At 70.4% G+C, this 17,323-nt stretch carries 12 protein-coding genes and 1 pseudogene; 11 read left to right on the forward strand and 2 right to left on the reverse strand.

Features of this window, described 5'->3' with window-relative positions; genetic code table 11:
• The first annotated feature begins 261 nt into the window (after nucleotides 1-261).
• The 3 genes from ACWEV0_RS22765 to ACWEV0_RS22775 all read left to right on the forward strand — a co-directional run bounded on the left by ACWEV0_RS22765 (nucleotide 262) and on the right by ACWEV0_RS22775 (nucleotide 3,709).
• The gene (locus ACWEV0_RS22765; RefSeq protein WP_017242457.1) at nucleotides 262-927 is read left to right on the forward strand and encodes a response regulator transcription factor; all 666 of its coding nucleotides are present in this window, start codon (nucleotides 262-264) and stop codon (nucleotides 925-927) included.
• A gap of 174 nt (nucleotides 928-1,101) precedes the next feature.
• A complete protein-coding gene (locus ACWEV0_RS22770; protein ID WP_453151232.1) occupies nucleotides 1,102-2,454 on the forward strand; it encodes an RNA-guided endonuclease InsQ/TnpB family protein in 1,353 nt (450 codons plus the stop codon).
• Entirely contained in the window at nucleotides 2,426-3,709 is a 1,284-nt protein-coding gene (locus tag ACWEV0_RS22775; RefSeq protein WP_453151233.1) for a ribonuclease D, read from the forward strand. Before ACWEV0_RS22770 ends, ACWEV0_RS22775 begins: the two co-directional genes overlap by 29 nt.
• A 30-nt stretch (nucleotides 3,710-3,739) precedes the next feature.
• Here the strand turns inward: ACWEV0_RS22775 and ACWEV0_RS22780 are convergent, their stop codons facing one another.
• The gene (locus ACWEV0_RS22780; protein WP_453151234.1) at nucleotides 3,740-4,948 is read right to left on the reverse strand and encodes an alpha/beta fold hydrolase; all 1,209 of its coding nucleotides are present in this window, start codon (nucleotides 4,946-4,948) and stop codon (nucleotides 3,740-3,742) included.
• 290 nt (nucleotides 4,949-5,238) lie between these two features.
• Here ACWEV0_RS22780 and ACWEV0_RS22785 point away from each other — a divergent pair, with 290 nt between their 5' ends.
• The 8 genes from ACWEV0_RS22785 (at nucleotide 5,239) to ACWEV0_RS22820 (ending at nucleotide 16,987) form a co-directional block, all read left to right on the forward strand.
• Nucleotides 5,239-6,465, forward strand: coding sequence for a thiolase family protein (locus ACWEV0_RS22785; RefSeq protein ID WP_453151235.1), 1,227 nt, complete (start codon nucleotides 5,239-5,241; stop codon nucleotides 6,463-6,465).
• Nucleotides 6,462-8,600: a 3-hydroxyacyl-CoA dehydrogenase NAD-binding domain-containing protein gene (locus tag ACWEV0_RS22790; RefSeq protein WP_453151236.1), complete on the forward strand. Its 2,139-nt coding sequence runs from the start codon at nucleotides 6,462-6,464 to the stop codon at nucleotides 8,598-8,600. The genes ACWEV0_RS22785 and ACWEV0_RS22790 overlap by 4 nt, the downstream gene beginning before the upstream one ends.
• Nucleotides 8,601-8,763: 163 nt before the next feature.
• Complete coding sequence (locus ACWEV0_RS22795; RefSeq protein WP_453151237.1) at nucleotides 8,764-9,834, forward strand: phage baseplate protein; 1,071 nt, start codon at nucleotides 8,764-8,766, stop codon at nucleotides 9,832-9,834.
• Between the two features lie 253 nt (nucleotides 9,835-10,087).
• Nucleotides 10,088-12,082 (forward strand): hypothetical protein, encoded by a 1,995-nt coding sequence (locus tag ACWEV0_RS22800; protein WP_453151238.1) that lies wholly within the window; start codon nucleotides 10,088-10,090, stop codon nucleotides 12,080-12,082.
• 106 nt (nucleotides 12,083-12,188) lie between these two features.
• Nucleotides 12,189-13,694, forward strand: a complete 1,506-nt coding sequence (locus ACWEV0_RS22805) for an SDR family NAD(P)-dependent oxidoreductase (RefSeq protein WP_453151239.1) — start codon at nucleotides 12,189-12,191, stop codon at nucleotides 13,692-13,694.
• Nucleotides 13,695-13,749: 55 nt separating this feature from the next.
• The gene (locus tag ACWEV0_RS22810) at nucleotides 13,750-14,553 is read left to right on the forward strand and encodes a rhamnogalacturonan acetylesterase (protein ID WP_453151240.1); all 804 of its coding nucleotides are present in this window, start codon (nucleotides 13,750-13,752) and stop codon (nucleotides 14,551-14,553) included.
• Nucleotides 14,554-14,562: 9 nt separating this feature from the next.
• Nucleotides 14,563-15,375 (forward strand): Ig-like domain-containing protein, encoded by an 813-nt coding sequence (locus ACWEV0_RS22815; RefSeq protein WP_453151242.1) that lies wholly within the window; start codon nucleotides 14,563-14,565, stop codon nucleotides 15,373-15,375.
• 7 nt (nucleotides 15,376-15,382) lie between these two features.
• On the forward strand, nucleotides 15,383-16,987 hold the full coding sequence (locus tag ACWEV0_RS22820; protein WP_453151243.1) for a glycosyltransferase: 1,605 nt from the start codon (nucleotides 15,383-15,385) through the stop codon (nucleotides 16,985-16,987).
• Here the strand turns inward: ACWEV0_RS22820 and ACWEV0_RS22825 are convergent.
• Nucleotides 16,964-17,323, reverse strand: a pseudogene (locus ACWEV0_RS22825) (hypothetical protein); the annotation flags it as partial. The gene ACWEV0_RS22820 and the pseudogene ACWEV0_RS22825 overlap by 24 nt on opposite strands.

A 17,323-nucleotide genomic window follows, 5' to 3' on the forward strand; every position in this document is an offset into this window, starting at 1 on the left:
CCCGAGAGCACCGAGGCGGCGGTCGAAGAGGGTCGTTTTTCGGACACTTTCGGGTGGGGCGGAGTCCCGGATCGCATGAGGCTCGTACGATGATCGATCGCGCGTCCGAATTGCCCCAATTGTTACTCACTAAATCGTGATCTTTCCCTAAAGGCGGGCGCCCCTGCTGCCGAAGGAGTCAGTGACCCCTTCAAAGCAACGGGTTCGCCCCCGGCTTCTTCCCCGAGCCGGCTCCGTCCCGCACCTTCCCCAGGAGGCCTGGTGTCCGTTCTCCTCGAGCAGCCCGCAAGCCTGGTCGCCTACCGCCCGAACAAGCCGACGGCCATGGTCGTCGTGGCCGACCCGCGCGTCCGCTCCACCGTCACCCGCCACCTGTGGGCGCTCGGAGTGCGTGATGTCATCGAGGCGTCGTCCATCGCGGAGGCCCGTCCCCGCGTCGGCAACCCGCGCGACATCTGCGTGGCCGACGTCCACCTCCCCGACGGCAGCGGACTGACCCTGCTGTCCGAGACCCGCGCCGCGGGCTGGCCCAACGGCCTCGCCCTCTCGGCCGCCGACGACATCGGCGCGGTACGCAACGCCCTGGCCGGCGGCGTCAAGGGCTACGTCGTCACCGGCACCCGTACGAACATCGGGCACCCCACCCGCCCCGGCGCCGCCCCCATCGGCTCCGCGGCCGCCCGCCTCGGCCACCGCCGCCCCCCGGGCGCCCCGAGCCACCCGGGCGGCTACCGAGAGCTCTCCGGCCGCGAGGTCGAGGTGCTGCGTCTCGTCGCGGAGGGCCAGTCGAACAAGGCCATCGGCGTCTCCATGGGCCTCTCCGCACTCACCGTGAAGTCCCACCTCGCCCGCATCGCCCGCAAGCTGGGCACCGGCGACCGGGCGGGCATGGTCGCGGTGGCACTGCGGACCGGGATCATCCACTGACCTGACAAAGAGCGAGCGCCTGTCGGCTAAACGTTCCGTCGACAGGCGCTCAGCGTTGTCAGCGACCGCCGGCGAACCCACGGAGTCGCACAGGAATCCGGCGAGGCACTGGACCTGGTGGCTGCCGCGAGAATGCCGCTCCTCTGTGCGGCTGCCGGACTACGGTCGGGTGTCGTGAAGCTGGTGGTTCAGATCAAGCTGGTGCCGACGCCTGATCAGGCATCGACGCTTGGGGCAACCCTGCGGGCGTGCAATCGGGCCGCCGATCACGCTTCCGCCGTGGCCTTCGCCCGGAATCTGAAGGACCGCAATCGTCTGCAGAAGGCGGTGTACGGGGAGCTGAAGGCCACTTTCGGGTTGTCCGCGCAGCCGGCGGTGCGGGTCGTGAAGAAGGTCGTCGACGCCTACACCGCCCTGAAGGCCGGCGTTGGTGCGAGAACCCTCGCGGCCCCGGTCACCTTCCGGGCGGAGGCGGCGCAGCCGTTCGACGACCGTTGTCTGTCGTGGCGGTTCGACGCTCGGACCGTGTCCATCTGGACGGTTGGCGGGCGGATGAAAGGGGTCCGGTTCGCCTGCTCACCCGACCAGCTGAAAACGCTGGTGGCCCACCGGAAGGGCGAGAGCGACCTGGTACGGCGAGACGGGAAGTGGTTTCTGATCGCCACGTGCGACCTCCCGGACCCGCAGGTGTGCGAGCCGGTCGACTGGATCGGGGTGGACCGGGGCATCGCCAATCTGGCCACTACCTCGGACGGCACGAACTACCAGGGGCGCCGGCTGGGCCGCTACCGGCGCTGGCAGGCGCGTAAGCGTGCCGAACTCCAGGCAAGGCGCACCCGCTCGGCCACCCGCCGGCTCGCCCGGCGGGCGAAGAAGGAGCACCGTCATGCCACGCAGGTGAACCACCTGATCAGCAAGGAGATCGTGTCCGTCGCGCAACGCACCGGTCGTGGGATCGCCGTCGAGGAGCTCGGCGGCATCCTGGACCGGGTACGGCTTCGCCGCGACCAGCGGGGCACCCTCTCGTCCTGGCCCTTCCACCAGCTCGGACAGCACCTCGCCTACAAGGCCCGCATGGCCGGGGTGCCGTTCCTGGAGGTGGACCCGGCCTACACCTCGCAGCGCTGTCCGCGCTGCGGGCACACCGAGCGGGCCAACCGCCCCACTCGGGACCGGTTCCGTTGTCGTCGGTGCGGGCTCGCTGGCCCGGCCGACGTCGTCGCCGGGATCAACGTGCGCGATCGCGCACGCTCGGCGTGGGCATTCGTCACCATGCCCGTCCCACCCCCGGCGCGGCCGGGGGTGGGAGATGCGCCCCGTGACCGTCCCGTCGTAGGGGACAGTCGGGAGCGCGACGAGGCGTGTCGGCCGCGCGCACACGCTCGGCCGGACAAGGCCACGAAGGTGACAGATACCCTTGACGAGGAGTCCGGAGGGCATGCGCATGCCCTCCGCGAAGTACAGGTGGGTCGCTTGCACGGGCAGATACCCTTGACAGGTGACCGACGCCCAAGACACCGCGAGTGACACCGCACTGCGAACCACCGGGGGCGCCCCCTCGGACGACGACGTCCCTGCGCATGGGCTGCCGATCCCGCTGCTCGAACCGCGCGAGGGCATTCCGCCCGTCGTCGCGACCGAGGACGCCCTCGCCGAGGTGATCGCCGCCTTCGCCGCCGGCCGCGGCCCGGTCGCCGTCGACGCCGAGCGCGCGTCCGGCTACCGCTACGGGCAGCGCGCCTATCTCGTCCAGCTCCGCCGTGAGGGCGCGGGTACCGCGCTGATCGACCCGGTGGGCTGCCCCGATCTGTCCGGTCTCGGCGAGGCGCTCGTCGGCACCGAATGGATCCTGCACGCCGCGACCCAGGACCTGCCGTGTCTGCGCGACATAGGCATGGTGCCGACGCGGCTCTTCGACACCGAGCTGGCCGGCCGGCTCGCCGGCTTCCCACGGGTGGGTCTGGGCGCCATGGTCGAGTCGGTCCTCGGGTACGCCCTGGAGAAGGGCCACTCCGCCGTCGACTGGTCCACCCGGCCGCTCCCCGAGCCCTGGCTGCGGTACGCGGCGCTCGACGTGGAGCTGCTCGTCGACCTGCGCGACGAGCTGGAGAAGGAGCTGGACCGGCAGGGCAAGCTGGAGTGGGCGCTGGAGGAGTTCGACGCCATCGCCGCCGCGCCGCCCGCCCCGCCGCGCAAGGACCCCTGGCGCCGCACGTCCGGGATGCACAAGGTGCGCCGGCGCCGTCAGATGGCGGTGGTGCGGGAGCTGTGGACGGCCCGTGACCGGGTGGCCCAGCGGCGCGACGTCTCCCCCGGCAAGGTGCTGAGCGACTCGGCGATCGTGGAGGCGGCGCTCGCACTGCCGCCGAACGCGGGCGCGCTCTCGGCGCTGCCCGGCTTCGGGCAGCGGATGGGCCGGCGGCAGCTGGAGCAGTGGCAGGCGGCCGTGGACCGGGCGAAGGCCCTGCCGGACGCCGAGCTGCCGCAGCCGGGCCAGCCCGTGGCCGGGCCGCCCCCGCCGCGCGCCTGGGCCGACAAGGACCCGGCCGCGGCCGCCCGGCTCGCCGCGGCCCGTACGGCGGTGTCGGCGCTGGCCGAGGAGCTGAACCTGCCGCAGGAGAACCTGATCACGCCCGACACGGTGCGCCGGGTCTGCTGGGAGCCGCCGGCCCCGGTGAACCCGGACACGGTCGCGGCGGCCCTGGCCGGCTACGGCGCGCGGGCGTGGCAGGTGGGTCTGGTGACGCCGCTGCTGGTCACCGCCCTGGCGACGAAGGCCTGAGCCGTACGGCTCGACGGGCTTACGGGGTCCTCACTCCTCCAGGAGGGTGAGGGCCCCGTCCTCGTCCCTGGCGTAGCTCCCGGTCTCCGCGCCCTCGACCTTGCCCTGCTTGAGCCAGTGCTCGGACATGGTGTGCAGCGTCTTCGCATGGCGCTCCCAGACGATCTGGTGGCCGGCGCAGGAGACGCGGATCATCAGCTTCTGGTGCCCGGGGATGCCCCGGTAGAGCTCGGGCGTCGAGAAGTACACCAGGCCGAGGTCGGGCGAGGTGTTGACGATCGAGTCGTTCTCGCCGTACACGATGCACACCGGCACCTGGTGGCCGAGGACGTTGTGGAGCTTCACGGTGGTCTTGTTCCAGCCCCACCAGTACGAGTTCCGGATCCGGTTGAGACCATCCGGGTGGCCGGCGATGCCGCCTCCCCAGGTGGCGCCGACCGGGTCGGCCTCCATCATCGCCTTCCAGACGGCGTCGACCATGCCGTCCTCGCGCTGGTCCGGACAGCCGAGGTCCTTGCGCCACGCGATGTCGAGGCCGCCCTTGGTGCTGACGCTCATCGGGTAGCCGAAGGCTCCCGCCGGCGTGGACACCGGCAGCGGCACGGGGGCGCCGAAATCGGTCCCGGGTGCGCTCTGGCGGCCGTCGGGCGGGAAGATCGGCGCAACGAGGAAGAGGCTGCGGACCTTGTTGGGGTACTGGATGGTGTACGGGCCGAGCTGCTGGGCCGCCGCCGACCAGCCGATGAGGTCGACCTGGGAGACGCCGGTGCGGGCGATGATCCAGTCGACGACCGTGCCGACCTCGTCCCAGTCGCTCTTCGAGTTGTTCAGCTGGGCCGCGTACTGCACCGGGCCGGTGTACGGCGAGGCGTTCGGGTTGGGGCTGAGCAGCGCCCGCTGGCTGGGCGAGGGGTTGACGTTGCGGTGGTCGTCCATCGTCGGGCGGGTGGACAGGCCGGAGCCCTGCAGCTCCATCACGTACACGTCGAAGTCGGCCTTCGCGAGCTCCTCGGCCCAGCTGTACTTCTTGTTGTCGTGCTGGAGGTCGAAGCCGGCCAGGGCGGGGACGCTGCGGCCGTGCAGCATGAGGACGGGTCTGGGCGTACCGCCGTGCGGCGTGCCGTTGCGCTCCCGGACGAAGAGTTTGACCGGCTCTCCGGCGTTGGCCGGGATGGTGGAGGTGTGGTCCACGTAGTGGTCGGTGACCACTACGGCGTGTGAGGCGATCGTCGATGTCACGGTGCTGCTCCGTTTCCGTGTCTGGTGGGCCTGTCCAGCGTCGGCATGCGGCGGCCCCCGCCACCGTCGACGCGGCCGTCACGGACGGTCGTTCGACCCGATCGGACGGGCGTACGGAGGGGGCGCGGGGGCGCGTTCCGGGTGTGACGTTCACCGCTCCCGGCCCGGGGACTGGGCAGCTTGGTTACTCGTAAGTAGCATGGGGGTAGCAAGCGCGCGCTTAGCCGCGTGCCGGGCGCCTCGCGCCCGCGCAGCAGCAGTGCCATCCCGCACCCTGGAGGAGAGCCATCGTGCCTCGTACCGTCAGGGACGTCGTCTTCGTCGACGGCGTCCGTACCCCGTTCGGCAAGGCGGGCCCGAAGGGCATCTACCACGAGACCCGCGCCGACGACCTCGTCGTCAAGGCCATCCGGGAGCTGCTGCGCCGCAACCCGGCTCTCGACCCGGCGAAGATCGACGAGGTCGCCATCGCCGCGACCACGCAGATCGGCGACCAGGGCCTGACCCTCGGCCGCACCGCCGGCATCCTGGCCGGTCTGCCGCAGTCCGTGCCCGGCTACTCCATCGACCGCATGTGCGCCGGCGCGCTGACCGCCGTGACGTCGGTCGCCGGTTCGATCGCCTTCGGCGCGTACGACGCCGTCATCGCCGGTGGTGTCGAGCACATGGGCCGCCACCCCATGGGCGAGGGCGTGGACCCGAACCCGCGCTTCGTCAGCGAGAAGCTGGTCGACGAGTCCGCCCTCTTCATGGGCATGACCGCCGAGAACCTGCACGACCGCTACCCGACCATCACCAAGCAGCGCGCCGACGAGTACGCCGTGCGCTCGCAGGAGAAGGCCGCCAAGGCGTACGCCGACGGCAAGATCCAGCAGGACCTGGTGCCGATCTCGGTCCGCCGCACCGACCCCGCCGGTGGCGAGACGGGCTGGGGCCTGGTCACCGCCGACGAGCCGATGCGCCCGGGCACCACCCTGGAGTCGCTGGCGAACCTGAAGACGCCGTTCCGCGTCCACGGCAACGTCACCGCGGGCAACGCGGCCGGCCTGAACGACGGCGCCACCGCCTCGATCATCGCCTCCGAGGACTTCGCCCGCGAGAACAACCTCCCGGTGAAGATGCGCCTGGTCTCGTACGCCTTCGCCGGCGTCGAGCCCGAGGTCATGGGCTACGGCCCGATCCCGGCCACCGAGAAGGCGCTGGCCAAGGCCGGCCTGTCCATCTCGGACATCGGTCTCTTCGAGATCAACGAGGCGTTCGCCGTCCAGGTCCTCGCGTTCCTGGAGCACTACGGCATCGCCGACGACGACGCGCGCGTCAACCAGTACGGCGGCGCCATCGCGTACGGCCACCCGCTCGCCTCCTCCGGCGTCCGTCTGATGACGCAGCTGGCCCGCCAGTTCGAGGAGCAGCCGGAGGTCCGCTACGGCCTCACCACCATGTGCGTCGGCTTCGGCATGGGCGCCACGGTCATCTGGGAGAACCCGAACCACAAGGACGCCGGAGGCAGCAAGTGAGCACCACCGCAGAGCTTCTGAAGGGCGCCGCCGAGCTCTTCCCGGACGAGGTCGTCACGTCCGCCCACGTACGGCACTTCGAACTCCCCGCGGGTGCGGGCCGGTTCGCGCTGATCACGCTGGACAACGGCTTCGACCACACCAAGCCGACCACCTTCGGCCCCGCCTCGCTCGCCAACCTCAACACGGCGATCGACCAGGTCGAGGCGGAGGCCGCGAACGGTGAGATCGTCGGCGTCGGCATCACCGGCAAGCCGTTCATCTTCGCCGTCGGCGCCGACCTCAAGGGCGTCGAGCTGCTGAAGAAGCACGAGGAGGCCCTGGCCATCGGCAAGGGCGGCCACGACGTCTTCAAGCGCCTCGCCGGCCTGGCCGTCCCCACCTTCGCGTACTACAACGGCGCGGCGATGGGCGGCGGTGTCGAGGTCGGTCTGCACTGCACCTACCGCACCGTCTCCAAGGCCCTGCCGGCCTTCTCGCTGCCCGAGGTCTTCCTCGGTCTGGTGCCCGGCTGGGGCGGCTGCACGATCCTGCCGAACCTGATCGGCGCGGAGAAGGCCGTCCAGGTCATCATCGAGAACTCGCTGAACCAGAACCGCCAGCTCAAGGGCAAGCAGGTCTTCGAGCTCGGCATCGCCGACGCGATCTTCGAGGGCGCCGACTTCCTGGAGCAGTCCCTCATCTGGACCGCCCGGGTCCTGAAGGGCGACGTCACCGTCGAGCGCCCGGAGATCGACCGCGGCGAGGGCTGGGACCAGGCCGTCGCCAAGGGCCGTGCCGTCGCCGACTCCAAGGTGCACGGCGCCGCCCCGGCCGCCTACCGCGCCCTCGACATCATCGAGGCGTCGAAGGACGGCGACCTGCAGAAGGGCTTCGACGCCGAGGACCAGGCCCTCGCGGACCTGATCATGGGCGGCGAGCTGCGCTCCGGCATCTACGCCTTCAACCTGGTGCAGAAGCGCGGCAAGCGCCCGGCCGGCGCGCCGGACAAGTCGCTGGCCCGCCCGGTCACCAAGGTCGGTGTCGTCGGCGCCGGTCTGATGGCCTCCCAGCTGGCCCTGCTCTTCCTGCGCCGCCTCGAGGTGCCGGTCGTGCTGACCGACATCGACCAGGAGCGCATCGACAAGGGCGTCGGCTACGTGCACGGCGAGATCGACAAGCTCCTCGGCAAGGGCCGCATCAACCAGGACAAGGCCAACCGCCTCAAGGGCCTGGTCTCCGGTGTCCTGGACAAGGCCGAGGGCTTCGCGGACGCGGACTTCGTCATCGAGGCCGTGTTCGAGGAGATGTCGGTCAAGCAGCAGGTGTTCGCCGAGGTCGAGGCCGTCGCCCCGGCGCACGCGATCCTCGCCACCAACACCTCCTCGCTGTCCGTCAGCGAGATGGCGTCCAAGCTGAAGCACCCGGAGCGCGTGGTCGGCTTCCACTTCTTCAACCCGGTCGCGATCCTGCCGCTCCTGGAGATCGTGCGCGGCGAGCAGACGGACGACGCCTCGCTCGCCACCGCCTTCGGTGTGGCGAAGAAGCTGAAGAAGACGGCCGTTCTGACGAAGGACGCCCCGGCGTTCGTCGTGAACCGCATCCTGACCCGCTTCATGGGCGAGATCCAGAACGTCATCGACGAGGGCACCTCCGTCGAGACGGCGGAGAAGGCGGTCGAGCCGCTCGGCCTGCCGATGTCCCCGCTGGTCCTCCTGGAGCTGGTCGGCCCGGCGATCGGTCTGCACGTCTCCGAGACCCTGAACCGCGCCTTCCCGGAGCGCTTCAAGGTCTCCCCCAACCTGAAGGCCGTCGTCGAGGCCGGCAAGCGCGGCTTCTACGTCTACAACGCGGAGAACGGCTTCAAGCCGGAGCTCGACCCCGAGGTCGCCGCGCTCCTCAAGCAGGGCGACGTCGTCCTGACGGAGGAGCAGGTCCGCGACCGCGTCCTGGACGCGGTGGCCCAGGAGATCGGTCTGATGCTGGAGGAGGGTGTCGTCGCCGAGGCGCAGGACATCGACCTCTGCCTCATCACCGGCGCGGGCTGGCCCTTCCACCTGGGCGGCATCACGCCGTACCTGGACCGTGAGGGCGTCTCGGAGCGCGTCAACGGCAAGCGGTTCCTGGCGCAGGGCGTGGCGAGCGTCCCGGCGTAACACCGCGGCAGACGAAGGCGGATGCCCGCCCCTCGACGAGGGGCGGGCATCCGTGCGCAGGGCCCGTGTCGCCCCTGCCTCACCCGCTCGACCCTCTGTTCGGGATGCGATCAAAGGGTGGCAGAATGGCGCGTCTTGTCCTCGGCAGAACGGCTTTCGCACCATGTCGAACCACGGCTCCGGCCCCAGTCGCCGCACGTTCCTGGTGGCCGGCACCGCCGCCCTGGCCGTGGGCGGTCTCGCCGGGCTCGCGCTGTGGGGAGACGAGGAGACGGACCAGAGCAGGAACGTTCCGGTGGCCCCGGCGATCGCGGGGGCGTTCGACATCGCCCGGCCGACCCGGCTGTGGCAGCCGACCCCGCTGAGCGACGTCACCGGGCCGCAGTCGCTCGCCTTCGACGACACCAACCGGCACGTGTACGTGGTCCAACTGGTCCAGGGCGGGCTGCGACTGCGCGGCGAGGAGGCCCCGGTCGACGCGGCGCGGCGGAAGCGGGCGGGGGACCTGTGCGTCACCCGGTTCTCCCGCTCCGGGGAGCAGTTGGGCCGAATGTACCTGCGGGGGTTCGGGCACGGCATCTCCATGGGTGTGGAGCCCCGAGGCGGCACGGTGTGGCTGTGGATGGAGTCCGAGGCGCACCCCAGGAGCGGGTTCGGCCGGGCGGTCGCCCGGATCCGCTTCGAGGACGGGGCGGTGCTCGACAACGACGACCCGTCGGTGCGGCACCAGCGGATCGCCCCGAAGGGCAGTACCCGGGTCCATCCGGCCGTGGACATGACGGCCGGGCGGCTGCTGATCAGTTATGTGGGCACCGACGGAAAGCACGGTTATTCCGTTCACTCCCTGAACGACGTCCTCGCGGGCGACAGAACGCCGCTGCACAGGATTGACAGCGCCGCTTTCCTGGAGAGCGAGACGTTTCAGGGATGCGCCCTGCACGGCGCTTTCATATACCAGCTGACCGGAAATCCTTACAGCAAATCGGGCGGCCGGAATCCTCGCGATTCCGGGGGGAACACCTTCATTTCCGCGATCGATATCCGCACGGGCCGGGTGGCGGGTCATCAGCACGTCTCGGTCGATCCCTCGCTGCGCTTCCGCGAGCCGGAGGGTATTGCGGTGCGCATGGCCCCCGAACCCCTCCTGTGCATGGGCTTCTCGGTGAAGACCGCCGATCGCAGGAATATCGCCCTCTACGGGTTCCAGCCCACCCCGAGTGGTCACCACAGGTAATCGGGCGGCGACTTTACGTCAGGGTTGTGCGGGCGAAGGACACTCTTGCGGCATGGTTCGATAACTATTCGGTGAACGACTGCACCATCTTCACTTCACGGCCACCCCGCGTACGTCCGCGCGTCACCCTTGCCTATACTTTGCGGACGCTTTATGGCGTCTTCACAACCCGACGGTCACGCCCCCCACCGTGGCGCGGTTTCGGCGCGCAGTGACACGCGTCACGGCAACGGCAAGGAGGGGCCGCACGGCCATGAACAAGCAGCAGCGTCAAGCCCTGCTGGGCGTCCTCATCTCGGGCGCCCTGGTGCTGAGCTTCCTCGGCATGATGGTCGCGGTGGTGATGCCGTCCCTGACGGTCTTCGCCGCCTCCGCCGCCGTCAGCTACCTCGCCGACCTGATGCTGCACAGCGCCCAGTCCTCCACCCTGGACCGGCTGCGCGACTCCCGCTTCGGTCTGACCATCCGCTTCATCATCCGTCAGTTCCTGCTGCTGGCACTGTGCGGCGCGATCGCGGACATCGACTCCTTCGTCGTCCAGATGACCTCGGTCGGACTGCTCCTGCTCTTCGTGCTCCAGCTCGCCTACGGCGCGGTGCTCAAGCACGTCCGCAAGAAGCGCGCGGAACTGCCGTACACCACCCGTGGCCTCGACATGGAGGTCCTGGGCATCCGGCGCATGCCGCACCCGTTCCTGATGAACAAGCACGTCCGCAAGACGCTGCACCTGGACGTCCCGCTCTTCGCCGGCGCGCTCGGCACCATCGCCACCGACAACTGGCGGTACGTCACCTACGGCGGCATCCTCTCCGTCTCGGTCGCCTACCTGGCCCTCCTCGTCCTGCTGCCCGGCGCCCGCAACGCGCTGATCCTGCCCGACACCGACGAGGCCATCGACCTGCTCAACGAGGAGCTGTCCCGGTACCGTCCCCAGGTCGCCCTGTACTTCACCTTCGCGGCGATCTCGAAGGACTTCATGTACCAGGTGAACATGTGGCTGGAGTCGCTGGAGGCGATGGAGCTGCGGCCCGTCATCGTGCTGCGCGAGCGGGCCACCCTGCGCTACCTGGACGCCACCGCCGTCCCGGTCGTCTGCGTCCCGAAGGCCGAGTACCTGGCCCGGGTCGAGATGCCCGAACTGCGCGTGTGCCTCTACCCCGGCAACGCCGGCAAGAACGTGCACATGCTCCAGCGCCACGACGTCAAGCACGTGTTCATCGGTCACGGCGACAGCGACAAGGCCGCCTCCAGCAACCGCGTCAGCAAGGTCTTCGACGAGATCTGGGTGGCGGGCCGGGCCGGCCGCGACCGCTACGAGCGCATCAAGCACGCCGTCCGCCCCGAGCAGATCGTCGAGGTCGGCCGCCCCCAGCTGATGTCCCTGCACCGCTGGACCGGCCAGGCCAGCCAGCCCGTCCCCACCGTCGTCTACGCGCCGACGTGGGAGGGCTGGACCGACGACGCCTGCTACACCTCGGTGATCCCGGCCGGCGAGAAGCTGATCAAGGCGCTGCTCTCGCACGAGCGGCAGCTGCGCGTCATCTACAAGCCGCACCCGCTCACCGGTTCCCGGTCCGCCGAGGCGGGCGCCGCGCACCGGCGCATCATCGCCCTCCTGAACGAGGACAACGCCCGCCGCTTCGGCCGGAAGATGACCGACTCGAAGAGCGCGGCGAAGAAGCTCGCCCGGATCGACAAGCGCATCGCCGAGCTCTCCGAGCGCGGCGTCCGCTCCCCGTACCCGGACCTCACCGAGGCCGAGCGCACCGCCCGCATCCGGCGCAGCCGCAACCAGGCCGGGGAACTGTACTGGAGCGCCGTGCCCGACGCGGCCCACCACGTGGTCCTGGACCGGATCCCCGCGCTCAACGACTGCTTCAACCACTCGGACCTGCTCATCGGCGACATGTCCAGTGTGGTCTCGGATTTCATCGCGACCCGGAAGCCGTACGCCATCTTCAATCTGGAGGGCCTGCCGGACCACCAGTTCCGCAACGAGCAGCGCACGGCGTACGCCTCGTATCTGCTGGATCCGGACTGCAACGGTCTGGACGCGGCGCTCGACGCGATGCTCAACCCGGAGCGGGACACGATGGCCGCCTACCGTGAGCAGTTGAAGGATTATCTGCTCGGCCCGGACTATCCGCCGTCCGTCGTCCGCTTCAACGCGGCGGCGACCGACCTGTACGCGCGCGGTCTCGGGGATTTCCCCATCGAGTATCCGGACCCGGCCCACATCCACGCGTAGGTCCGATCCGAGGTCCACCCGCAGGTCCGCGCCCGGCACCCCGCGAACCGGCGCTGCTTCCCGACGCCAGTCGGACCCATCCCTTCACCCAGGAGACCGAAAGACCGTGACCAGCCCCGCCACCCGTCGTCGTACTGTCGCTGTCGTCCTCGCCGGCGGCACGGGCCAGCGTGTCGGACTCTCGATCCCCAAGCAGCTCCTGAAGATCGCGGGGAAGTCGATACTCGAGCACACCCTGTGCATCTTCGAGAGCGCCCCGGACGTCGACGAGATCATCGTGCTCATGGCCGCCGACTACACGGCGGAGGCGGAGAAGATCGTCGCCCGGGCGGGCCTCGGCAAGGTCACGCGGGTGCTGGCGGGCGGCTCGACCCGCAGCGAGACCACCAGCATCGCCATCCGGTACGTCACCGAGAGCCTGGCCGAGGGCGAGGACGCCAGCCTGCTGTTCCACGACGCCGTGCGCCCGCTGCTCTCGCAGCGCGTGGTCAAGGAGTGCGTGGAGGCGCTGGAGCGCTACCAGGCGGTGGACGTGGCGATCCCGTCCTCGGACACCATCATCGTGACCCGGACCCACGGCGACGACGGCGAGTTCATCACCGAGGTGCCGGACCGCTCGCGGCTGCGCCGCGGCCAGACCCCGCAGGGCTTCCACCTGTCGACCATCCGCCGGGCCTACGAGCTGGCGCTCGCGGACCCGTCGTTCGAGGCGACCGACGACTGCTCGGTCGTCATCAAGTACCTGCCGGACGTCCCGGTCCACGTGGTCATGGGTGACGAGTACAACATGAAGGTCACCCAGCCGGTCGACGTGTTCATCGCCGACAAGCTGTTCCAGCTCGCCTCGTCGGCGGCGCCCACGGCGGCCGGCGAGGACTCCTACCGGGAGGCGCTGCACGGCCGCACCATGCTGGTCTTCGGCGGCTCGTACGGCATCGGCGCGGACATCGCCCGGCTCGCCGAGGGATACGGTGCGACGGTCTACGCCCTCGGCCGCTCCAGCACGGGCACCCACGTGGAGAACCCGCAGCACGTCGAGGAGGCGCTGGCGAAGGCGTACGCCGAGACCGGCCGGGTCGACTACGTGGTGAACACCGCGGGCGTGCTGCGCACCGGCCGGCTGGCCGACACCGACAGCGAGACCATCCGCGAGGCGACCGAGGTCAACTACCTCGCCCCGGTGAACATCGCCCGCTTCTCCTACAAGTACCTGGCGGAGACCCACGGACAGCTGCTGCTCTTCACCTCCAGCAGCTACACCCGGGGCCGCTCCGAGTACAGCCTCTACTCCTCCACCAAGGCGGCCGTGGTCAACCTGACCCAGGCGCTCGCCGAGGAGTGGGCGGAGGACGGCGTCCGCGTCAACTGCGTGAACCCCGAGCGCACCGCGACCCCGATGCGCACCAAGGCGTTCGGCCAGGAGCCCGCCGGCACCCTGCTCTCCTCCGGGACGGTGGCCCGCAGCGCGCTCGACGTCCTGGTGTCCCGGATGACGGGCCACGTCGTGGACGTCCGGCAGCAGGACCCCACCGGCGGTTCCTCGGCGCAGTCGGGCTTCGAGCGGGCGATCGCCTCGGTCCTCAGCAGCAGCCAGGAAGCGCAGGAGCTCTGAGTCCGGTGCGCGCTGTGAGGTGGGACATGAGAGGGGACGCAGGAGGGGACAGGGCATGACGTACACGGACGAACAGCCGGGCCACCGGACCAGGATCTTCCTGGCCGGCGGTTCGGGCACGGTCAGCCGGCCGGCGAGCCATCTGCCGATGATGGGCTGGGGGCAGGCGCTCGACCTGTTCCTCACCGACGACCTGGAAGTCGTCAACTGCGCCCGGGGGCGGGCGAGCAGCAAGAGCTTCCGGGAGCGCGGACGCCTCCAGTGGATCCTGGACGCCATGGCGCCCGGGGACTACCTGGTCATCGCGTGGGGCCAGATCGACTGGAAGCCGGATCCGGGCCTGCACACCGAGCCGTTCGAGGACTTCATCGAGCACCTGCGGGCCTACGTCACCGGTGCCCGCGAACGCGGTGGACACCCGATCCTCATGGCGCCGTTCGAGCGACGCCGTATCGACCGGCACGGCAACGTGAGCCGGTTCCTCGGCGACTACCCGGTGGCCATGCGGCAGCTGGCCCAGGAGGAGTTCGTCCCGTTCGTCGACGTCTACGGCCAGAGCCTGCAGTGGTGGGAGGAGCTCGGCCCGGAGGACACCAAGCACGTGTTCACGTACCTGCGGCCCGGTGAGCCCCTGTTGCCCGTCGTGCAGGACGCCGACAACGTCCACGTGCGGCCCGAGGGCGCGATCGAGGTGGCCCGGTTCACGGTCCGCGCCCTGCTGACGCAGCAACTGATCCCGGCCCACTGGGTGAAGGATCTCGACCGGCGGACGTTCTCGTACGACGAGATGGGCTGGCTCGACGACGCCACCTTCCTCCACCGCACCAAGTCCCGTGTCACTCCCGCCCGCGATCTGTAAGGCCGGTCCATGAACCACCTGCTGTGCGCCGGCAAGGCCGTCGGCACCGAAGAGAACTCCCCCGGCGTGGTGCACGCCGCGCTCTACTGCTCGGTGCCGCCCTTCAGTGGTGTCGCCCCCGGAGACGTCGTCCAGTTCGCGCTCTCCGTCGCCGTGGAGAACGCGCCGTTCGGCTACGCCTATCTCCAGGAGAAGCACTTCGCCGACGCGGCGGAGGTCCTCGCCGTCCAGGACGTGGACTGCTTCCCGAAGCAGCGCTGGTACCGGGTACGGGCGGAACCCGGCCGGAACGGCGTCGGCTTCTTCTCGGTCCGCGTGAAGAAGCCGAAGAAGCGGGAACCCCGGCTGCGCCCGCACATCGCGGTCGCCGTGCCCGACCGGGACAGCCGCAAGATCGTCCGCACCGCGTCACTGCGCGACCGCTCGCTGCTCATTCGCACGATGTTCGCGCCCGGGCTGCGGCTGGTCACCGCCCCCGGCGTGCCGGGCTCGCTCGACGTGCTCGCCGCGGTCCCGCCGGGCAGCACGCCGGTCTCGGTGACCCAGCCGCGCTCCGGGTCCGCCCAGCTGGGGCCGGACGGCCGGCTGGACTACCTCCCGCACCAGGGCTTCACCGGCTACGACCGCTTCGAGTACACCGTGGCCACCCCGGAGGGCGAGAAGGTCACCGCACCCGTGAACGTGTACGTGGGCAACCTGGAGGGCCGGCCGGGCGTCTTCCCTGAGCACGGGCTCACCACCGACTTCCGGCCCTGGCAGTGGCCGGAGCTCACCGGCGAGATGCCGTGGCCCAGGACCACCACCACCCCGCAGAACGGATAGCAGGCCCATGACCACCTCCGTGCCCGTGCACCCGGGCGAAATCCGCGACGTGACCGTGGTCCTGCACGTCAGGGACCACGCCCGCACGCTGCCGGCCTGCCTGGAGTCGCTGCTCGGCCAGACGATCGGTGCCGAGCGGATCGAGGTCATCGCGGTCGACGACGGCTCGACCGACAGCAGCAGCTCCTTCCTCGCGGAGGCCGAGCAGCGGTACGCCGGCTGGCTGCGGGCCGGCCAGTTCCGGCGCGGCCTGTCCACCGCCGACGCCCGCAACTGGGGCATGAGCCAGGCCACCGGCCGCTACCTCCTGTTCCTGACGGGCGCGGACCGGCTCACGCCGAAGGCGCTGGAGCTGATGGTCGCCTCGGCCGACGCCAACGAGGCCGACGTGGTGCTCGGCAGGCTGGAGAGCTCCGGCAAGCATTCCGTCGCGACGTCGATGTTCCGCAAGACCCAGGCGTCGGTGGACCTCTACGGATCGCGCGTGTACTGGTCGCTGACGCCGGACAAGCTGTTCCGTACGAGCCTGGTGCGGCGCTGCGGCCTGGAGTTCCCCGCCGACATGACCATCGGGGAGGACCAGGCGTTCACCGCCGCCGCCTTCATCCGTGCGGACAACATCGCGGTCGTGGCCGACGAGCCGTGCGTGATCAAGGGCCCGGGGCAGACCGGGGGCGTGGCCCTGCCGCAGCGGGTCGCCCTGGTCGGCCGGATGATCGCGCTGCTGACCGCGATGCTGCCCGCGGGACCGGGCAGGGACCTGCTGATCTCCCGTCATCTGGAGGCCGACCTCGGCAAGGCCACCGGACCGCTGCTGCTCGCCTCGGAGCACCTCGCCGAGCGGGAGAGCACCCTGTGGGCGGCCGCCGAGCTGCTGCGCGGTCAGGTCCCCGCGAGCGCCCTGGCACTGCTGCCGCGTCCCCTCGCGGTGCGGTACGCGCTGATCGCCGCCGGCCACCACCAGCAGGCCGAGTGGATGGCGTCGTACGAGGCGGACAAGGAGCGTCCGGCGCCCAGGAAGACGGTCGAGAACGGGCGGGTCTACTCCCTGCTGCCGTTCTTCCGTGATCCGGCGGTGAACCTGCCGGACGAGCTCTTCGACATCACCGACAAGATGACGGTGAACCAGCAGCTGACCAGCATGCGGTGGAACGGTCCGCTGCTGCTGCTCGACGGCCACGCGTTCTTCGAGCAGCTCAGCACGCGCGAGCGGAACACGAAGGTCGTGCTGCGGCACCGGCTGACCGGGGCGGAGGAGCGTTTCTCCGTCACGGCCCGCCGCGACGACACCCTGCTGAACTCCAAGGGCAAGACCCGGGCGATGGGCCGTTTCTCCACCCGGATCAACCTGCGCCAGATGTCCGACGGCTGGCCGCTGCGCACCGGAGTGTGGGACGTCCACCTGGCGGTGAGCTTCGAGGGGGTCACCCAGGAGGTCCGGCTCGGCCGCAGGCGCTCCGACGAGGTCGACGTGGTCAGCCGGGCGCCGATGGTCTTCGCGCCCTCGGCGACGACGCCCGGTCACGAGCTGGCGGCGACGCCTTTCTACACACCGGAGGGCGACCTGTCCCTCGAGGTGTCCGAGCGGCTACCGCTGCCCGGAACGCACTGACGGCGCATGGTCTGCCACCCGTTGCCACGGCCCGAAGACGAGGCCGTCCTGCGTCAGGTCCTGACGGGACAGCAGCAGGGCGCCCGTGCCGTCGAGCGCGGCGACGACCAGCCGTCCCGCGCCGTCCACGCCCGGCTGCGGGGCGTGCGCGGTGGTCGCCGGATCGCCGATGGGCGCCCACCAGGTGCCGTAGCTCTCGTTCTCGGTGACGTAGGCGGTGACCTCGATGCCGCCGTGCGCGCCGCACTGGGCGAGCACGGTGCAGTCGTAGTCGCCGATGACGGTCCGCGCCGCGCCGGGGCGGCCCCGGCCGCCGGGGCCGCCGAGCGCCATGAC

It is taken from the genome of Streptomyces sp. NPDC003943 (genome assembly GCF_053605265.1).